The organism is Flavobacterium sp. (assembly GCF_044361065.1).
Taxonomy (GTDB): Bacteria; Bacteroidota; Bacteroidia; order Flavobacteriales; family Flavobacteriaceae; genus Flavobacterium.
The window spans coordinates 1-7,287 of sequence record NZ_JBIKJI010000111.1 but is presented as its reverse complement, the minus strand read 5'-3'; the positions used below and the strand labels follow the sequence as shown (position 1 = coordinate 7,287).

Below are 7,287 nucleotides of genomic sequence, written 5' to 3'. Positions count from 1 at the left end.
GGGAAAGAAAAAAGGATACGATGTATTTGTGACCGACTTTGGAAAAATAAAAGAAAATTATAAAGAAGTTCTTAGTATTAATGCAATTGCTTGGGAAGACGAAAAGCACACAGAAGATTTAATTCTGAATGCCGATGTAGTAATGAAAAGTCCTGGAATTCCAGATAAAGCGCCCATAGTAAAAAAGTTACTTGAAAAGAATATTCCAGTAATTTCAGAAATTGAATTTGCAGCGCCTTTTACTACTGCAAAAACAATCGGAATTACCGGAAGTAATGGTAAAACTACCACAACCTTGCTAACCTATCACATCCTAAAACAAGGTGGTTTAAATGTAGGTTTAGCAGGTAATATTGGAAAAAGTTTTGCTTGGCAAGTAGCCGAAAATAAACACGATTGTTATGTGTTAGAATTAAGTAGTTTTCAATTAGATGGAATAATAAATTATAAGCCAGATATAGCGATTATTTTGAATATTAGTCCAGATCATTTGGACAGATACAATTACGATTATAATTTATATATCGATTCAAAGTTCAGAATAACAATGAATCAAACAGAAACAGATTATTTAATATACGATGATGATGATGAAGCCATTTCAAATTGGTTTGCCTCACATCAAACAAAAGCAAACAAAGTGCCTTTTTCAATTTCAAAACAATTAAGTAAAGGCGGAAGCATTACAGAGAATAACGAAATAAGTATCAACCTAAACGAAGACCAATTTACTATGCCAATTCATCAACTTGCTTTAGAAGGAAAACATAACGTAAAAAACGCTATGGCTGCAACAACGGTTGCACAATTAATGAATATTAGAAAAGCGACTATTAGAGAAAGTTTAACCAGTTTTCAGGGTGCTGAACACAGATTGGAAAAAGTGTTAAAAATAAACAATGTGCAATACATTAATGATTCGAAAGCTACGAATGTAAACGCTACCTTTTTTGCCTTAGATAGTATGATTACACCAACAGTTTGGATTGTTGGAGGTGTTGATAAAGGGAATGATTACGACGAGTTAATGGCTTTGGTACGTGAAAAAGTAAAAGGCATCATTTGCTTAGGAGTTGACAATAAAAAGTTAACCGATAAGTTTGAAGGATTGGTTGAAATGTTTGTGGAAACAACTTCTATGTCTGAAGCAGTAAAAATTGCAAACAAAATGGCTGAAAAAGGCGATACGGTGCTACTTTCTCCTGCTTGTGCAAGTTTCGATTTATTCGAAAACTATGAAGACAGAGGACGTAAATTCAAACAAGCGGTACAAAATTTATAATTGATTTTTTTAATCAAAGCAACAAATTAAAATGAACAAAATCATAAACCAACTTAAAGGAGATAAAACCATTTGGGCTGTAATTGTATTACTGGCTTTGGTATCTTTTTTACCCGTATATAGTGCGAGTACAAACTTAGTATATACAGTTGGTAATGGAAAAGGTTCTACATTAATCCTTTTACTAAAACATTGTACACACGTAATAATAGGGTTAGGTATTGTATTTTTTATACATAAATTACATTTCGAAAAGTTTAAAAAATATTCCATTTTTGCTATTTGGATTATTATTCCAGCGTTACTTTTTACATTATTACAAGGAAAAACTATTGGTGGTGCGAATGCAAGTCGATGGTTGGAAATTCCATTTGTCAATTTTTCGTTTCAACCTTCTACGCTTGCCTTTGCAATCTTAATGGTATATGTAGCTCGAACGCTAACAAAAATTAACGAAACCAAATACACGTTTAAAGATTCGGTAATCCAAATTTGGATTCCAGTTGGAGCGGTTTTAATCTTTATTTTACCATCCAATTTTTCTACAGCTGCTTTAATGTTTGCAATGGTTTTTATGTTGTTGTATATTGGGCAATATCCTTTAAAATATTTAGGAATTGTGTTGGCTATTGGATTGGCATCATTGGCGCTTTTTTTCTTATTGGCGCAAGCCTTTCCAAAACATAAAACGTTTAGTCGTGTAAATACTTGGGTGAGTAGAATTGAAAATTTTACTTCGGATAAACCTGATGAAGATAAATACCAAATTGAAAATGCTAAAATAGCCATTGCAGTCGGGAAAATAAATGGTGTAGGACCTGGAAAAAGTATTCAAAAGAATTTTTTACCACAATCGTCTTCCGATTTTATTTTCGCCATTATTATTGAAGAATACGGCTTAATTGGCGGATATGTTTTGGTGTTTTTTTATATGCTGTTGTTTTTTAGATTCTTAATACGAGCCAATAAAACCACAAATTTGTTTGGAAAATTATTAATCATCGGACTTGGTTTTCCAATTATAATTCAAGCCTTAATTAATATGGGTGTAGCGGTTGAATTATTGCCAGTTACAGGACAACCATTGCCATTAATTAGTAGTGGAGGAACTTCTATTTGGATGACGTGTTTGTCGTTAGGAATTATATTAAGTGTTACTAAAAGAGAAGATGAAATTGCCGCTGATTTAAAAGATTTTCAAGATAAAGAAGCTGCTTTACAGCGATTAATCGAAAGAGAAGTTGTGGTAATGAATGCTGAAAATGCTGTGGAAAACCTTTCGGAAGACGAGCATAAAGTAAATGATATGAAGTATTCTATTCGTGAATCTTTAAAACAAGATAACGAAACAGAACAAGGCGATAGTTTGGTGAACGGACAAAATCCAATGAATGCAGTAATAAACAAAAAATAATGGCAAATAAATTTATCATTAGCGGCGGAGGAACTGGTGGACACATTTATCCAGCAGTTGCTATTGCAAACGAATTAAAAGCGCAATTTCCAGATGCCTCGTTTTTGTTTGTAGGTGCGAAAGATAAAATGGAAATGCAAAAAGTGCCGCAAGCGGGTTATAAAATTGAAGGACTTTGGATTGCCGGATTGCAACGTAAAATCACAGTTCAAAACGCATTGTTTCCAATAAAATTAGCTTCAAGTTTACTTAAATCGTTTTTTATTTTAAAAAGATTTAAACCAGATGTGGTTATAGGAACTGGAGGCTTTGCAAGTGGTGCTGTTTTAAAAGTTGCTTCAATGTTAGGTATTCCTACTGTTATTCAAGAGCAAAATTCATATCCAGGAATTACCAATAAATTATTAGCCAAAAAAGCCAATTCTATTTGTGTGGCATACGAAAACTTAGAACGTTTTTTTCCAAAAGAAAAATTGCATTTTACTGGAAATCCAGTTCGTCAGGATCTAATGGAAGTGGCCAGTAAAAAAGAAGAAGCAATTGCTCATTTTAATTTAGATGCCTCTAAAAAAACACTTCTAATTTTAGGAGGAAGTTTAGGCGCAAGAAGAATAAATCAACTAATTGAAAAAGAACTTGATTTTTTATTACAATTAGATTTTCAAATTATCTGGCAATGCGGAAAGCATTATTTAAATGAATATTCAAAATATAACGAAAAAGAAAACGTGCAAGTAACGGCATTTATTGATAGAATGGATTTGGTATATGCAGCAGCTGATGTCGTGATTTCTCGTTCTGGGGCTTCTTCAGTTTCAGAATTATGTATCGTTGGAAAACCAACCATTTTTATTCCATCGCCTAATGTTTCAGAAGACCATCAAACTAAAAATGCTAAAGCAATTGTAGAAAGAGGTGCCGCCATTTTAATTAAAGAATCAAATTTAGATGACGAATTTAAAATTGTTTTCGAAGCGATAGTTAAGGATCAAGGGAAATTGCAAAACCTAACAGAAAATATTAAAAAATTAGCAAAACCAAACGCCACTAAAGCAATAGTGGAAGAAATAAAAAAAGTACTAAAAAAATAATGAATTTAAACCAAATACATAACGTCTATTTTATTGGTATCGGTGGTATCGGAATGAGTGCTTTGGCGCGTTATTTTCAATTCCTTGGAAAAAATGTGGCGGGTTACGATAAAACAGAAACGCAGCTAACTCACGAATTACAAGACAATGGTATTAAAATTCATTTTGAAGATAGTATTGCATTAATTGACCAACGATTTAAAAACACAGAAAACACATTAGTGGTTATTACGCCAGCAGTTCCAAAAAATCATACCGAATGGAACTTCTTTTTAGATAACGGATTTACGGTAAAAAAACGAGCTGAAGTTTTAGGCATTATTACAAAAGATACGTTTTGTTTTGCAGTGGCAGGTACGCACGGAAAAACAACAACATCAAGTATTTTAGGACATATTTTGTATGAAAGTGGTGTAGATGTTACTGCTTTTTTAGGCGGAATTGTTGAAGGTTACGATTCTAATTTAATCGGTACAGGAAAAACAGTTACAGTTGTTGAAGCTGACGAATTTGACCGTTCGTTTTTACATTTACATCCAAATTTGTCTTGCATTACTTCTATGGATGCGGATCATTTAGATATTTATGGTGATGTGGCAGCTATTGAAGCTTCATTTAAAGAATTTGCACAAAAAGTACCTTCAGAAAATTTATTTATTATTAAAGGTTTGCCTTTAGAAGGAAATACAATTGCTGTAAATGTAGGCGCGGATTACGTTGCTCAAAATATCAGAATTGAAAATGGTTTTTATGTTTTTGATGTAAAAACCGCTACAGAATTAATTGAAAATATAAAATTTGGCTTACCTGGTCATCACAATTTAACAAATGCTTTATTGGCATTTGCAATGGCAAAATCATACGGTATTTCAAATGACAAAATAAGTAATGCATTAGCTACATTTCAAGGTGTAAGACGTCGATTTTCATTTCAAATAAGAAACGAAAAATTAGTGTATATTGATGATTATGCACATCATCCTACCGAAATAAATGCAGTGCATCAAGCGGTTAGAGAGTTGTATCCAAACAAAAAAATAATAGCTTGTTTTCAACCTCATTTGTTCAGTAGAACAAAAGATTTTGTTGATGGTTTTGCAGAAAGTTTGTCGCAGTTTGACGAAATACTGTTATTGGAAATTTATCCAGCAAGAGAACTGCCAATTGAAGGCGTAAATTCAAGTTGGTTATTAGATAAAATTACATCAAAAAAGAAACAGTTAGTAACCAAAGAAAAGTTATTAACATCCTTTGAAAATTCCGATGCAGAAGTATATGTAACGATAGGTGCAGGAGATATTGGTGAAATGGTTAAGGACATTAAAAAAGTGCTAAATGAAAAAATTTAATTGGCAAAATATTCGGTTAGTATTGATGTTAATTGTGGTAATTTTCTTGTATTCTTTTACGCAAAATAGAAGTCAAAACAAGAAAATCAACAAGATACAAGTTGAGTTTCAGGGTAATAACAAAATGTTTTTAACAAATGAAATGGTTAATAACTTGTTAATACAAAATTTGGGAGGCACTTCCTCAATTCAAAAAGATAAAGTAGATTTGAAAGAATTGGAAAGTGCCCTAAAAAAGCAATCATTTATCGAAAATGCTGAAGTGTATATTTCAGAAGACGGTATGTTAACAACTAAAGTTTTGCAGAAGTCCCCAATCGCAAGAGTTGTTAATAAAAACGGTGTTTTGTATGTTGATAAAAATGGCAGTATTTTTCAATTGTCGGACAATTTTTCATCAAGAGTTCCTATTGTTCAAGGAAATGTTGAAGGCGAATTTAAAAAAGGATTTATAGAAACTTTTAAGACCATTGAAAAAGATGATTTTTTGAAAAAACATATCATCGCAATCAAAATTCAGAAGAACGGAAGTATGTCGATGTTAACAAGAGAATATGATTACGATATCAATTTTGGAAAACCAATTTTAATAGATAAGAAGTTTAAAAATTATAAAGCATTTTATCAATACGCATCGAAAGATTCGTTACTTGGCAAGTACAAAACAATAAATTTAATTTTCACACAACAAGTAGTGTGTTCAAAATAATGAATAGATGATGAACAAAGAAAGTATTGCAGTAGGTTTAGACATTGGTACAACAAAGATTGTAGCAATGATCGGCAAGAAAAATGAGTACGGTAAGCTGGAAATCCTTGGGGTAGGGAAATCTAAAAGTTTAGGGGTGCACAGAGGTGTAGTCAATAACATTACGCAAACCATTCAATCTATTCAGGCAGCTATTTCAGAAGCAGAAAATAATTCAGGATATCGAATTAATGATGTAGTAGTTGGAATCGCAGGACAACACATACGTAGTATTCAACATACCGATTATATCAGTAGAAAAAATCCAGAAGAAGTAATTGGAGAATATGATATTGAACAATTAACGTGTCAAGTTCAAAATTTATCAATGCTTCCGGGTGAAGAAATTATTCACGCTTTACCACAAGAATTTAAAATTGATGGGCAATCAGAAATTTTAGAACCTGTTGGAATGTATGGAGCAAGAGTGGAATCAAGTTTTCATATTGTAGTAGGACAAGCCGCTTCTATCAGAAATTTAGGCCGTTGCGTTAAAAACGCAGGTTTAGAATTAACAGGTTTAACCTTAGAGCCTTTAGCTTCTGCTGATGCCGTTTTAAGTGAAGAAGAAAAAGAAGCCGGTGTAGCACTTATCGATATAGGTGGTGGTACAACAGATTTAGCCGTTTTCAAAAATGGTGTAATTCGTCATACTGCTGTAATTCCTTTCGGAGGAAATGTGATTACAGAAGACATTAAAGAAGGCTGTTCTATTATCGAAAAACAAGCCGAATTATTAAAAACACGTTTCGGATCGGCTTGGCCAGGAGAAAATAAAGATAACGAAATTGTTTCTATTCCTGGATTAAGAGGTCGTGAACCAAAAGAAATTTCATTAAAAAACTTGTCAAAAATTATTCACGCCAGAGTAGTGGAAATTATTGAACAAGTATATGCTGAAATAAAATTATACGGACACGACGAGCCGAAGAAAAAATTAATTGCAGGGATTGTGTTAACAGGAGGTGGTTCGCAACTACAACATATCAAACAATTAGTAGAATACATTACAGGTATGGATACCAGAATAGGATATCCAAACGAGCATTTGGCAGGAAATTCAAGCGAAGAATTATCGAGCCCATTATATGCTACATCTGTAGGTTTAGTTATGGAAAGTTTACGTAACCAAACCAATAGCGCAACTCCGTTTGTAGAGATGAAAATCCCTGAACCAGTTGTAGCAACTCCACAAGCACCAGTGGTTGAGGAAAGTGCAGAAAATGAAGTAGTAGCGGAAGAAACTACGTCAACACCGGTTGAAAACGAACCAACAAAAAGAAAAAAGAAATACGACTTTAATAACCTTTTAGGGAAAATTAAAGAGTTTTTAGATAATGTAGAATAAGGTTATTAGTAGCAAATAACACAAAAAAAACAAAGCCAAATATATGGAAAGCAAC

The 7,287-nt window shown here is 32.7% G+C and carries 6 protein-coding genes; all 6 read left to right on the top strand.

Annotated features, from left to right (window positions below; translation table 11 throughout):
• On the top strand, window positions 1-1,282 hold a 1,282-nt coding region (gene murD, locus ACIQ11_RS07545; protein ID WP_396154058.1), incomplete at its 5' end, for a UDP-N-acetylmuramoyl-L-alanine--D-glutamate ligase.
• A 31-nt stretch (window positions 1,283-1,313) separates the two neighbouring features.
• Window positions 1,314-2,696, top strand: a complete 1,383-nt coding sequence (locus ACIQ11_RS07540; protein WP_396154057.1) for an FtsW/RodA/SpoVE family cell cycle protein — start codon at window positions 1,314-1,316, stop codon at window positions 2,694-2,696.
• On the top strand, window positions 2,693-3,787 hold the full coding sequence (murG, locus tag ACIQ11_RS07535) for an undecaprenyldiphospho-muramoylpentapeptide beta-N-acetylglucosaminyltransferase (protein ID WP_396154060.1): 1,095 nt from the start codon (window positions 2,693-2,695) through the stop codon (window positions 3,785-3,787). The genes ACIQ11_RS07540 and murG overlap by 4 nt, the downstream gene beginning before the upstream one ends.
• Entirely contained in the window at window positions 3,787-5,136 is a 1,350-nt protein-coding gene (gene murC, locus ACIQ11_RS07530; RefSeq protein ID WP_396154056.1) for a UDP-N-acetylmuramate--L-alanine ligase, read from the top strand. The genes murG and murC overlap by 1 nt, the downstream gene beginning before the upstream one ends.
• Entirely contained in the window at window positions 5,123-5,845 is a 723-nt protein-coding gene (locus ACIQ11_RS07525) for a cell division protein FtsQ/DivIB (protein ID WP_396154055.1), read from the top strand. Before murC ends, ACIQ11_RS07525 begins: the two co-directional genes overlap by 14 nt.
• 10 nt (window positions 5,846-5,855) lie before the next feature.
• Window positions 5,856-7,232: a cell division protein FtsA gene (gene ftsA, locus ACIQ11_RS07520; RefSeq protein ID WP_396154059.1), complete on the top strand. Its 1,377-nt coding sequence runs from the start codon at window positions 5,856-5,858 to the stop codon at window positions 7,230-7,232.
• Window positions 7,233-7,287 lie beyond the last annotated feature (55 nt).

Excerpts from the sequence above, each read along its gene's own strand:
- ACIQ11_RS07525 (WP_396154055.1), top strand. The coding sequence starts at position 5,123 with ATGAAAAAATTTAATTGGCAAAATATTCGGTTAGTATTGATGTTAATT.
- ACIQ11_RS07540 (WP_396154057.1), top strand. The coding sequence starts at position 1,314 with ATGAACAAAATCATAAACCAACTTAAAGGAGATAAAACCATTTGGGCT.
- murC (WP_396154056.1), top strand. The coding sequence starts at position 3,787 with ATGAATTTAAACCAAATACATAACGTCTATTTTATTGGTATCGGTGGT.
- ftsA (WP_396154059.1), top strand. The coding sequence starts at position 5,856 with ATGAACAAAGAAAGTATTGCAGTAGGTTTAGACATTGGTACAACAAAG.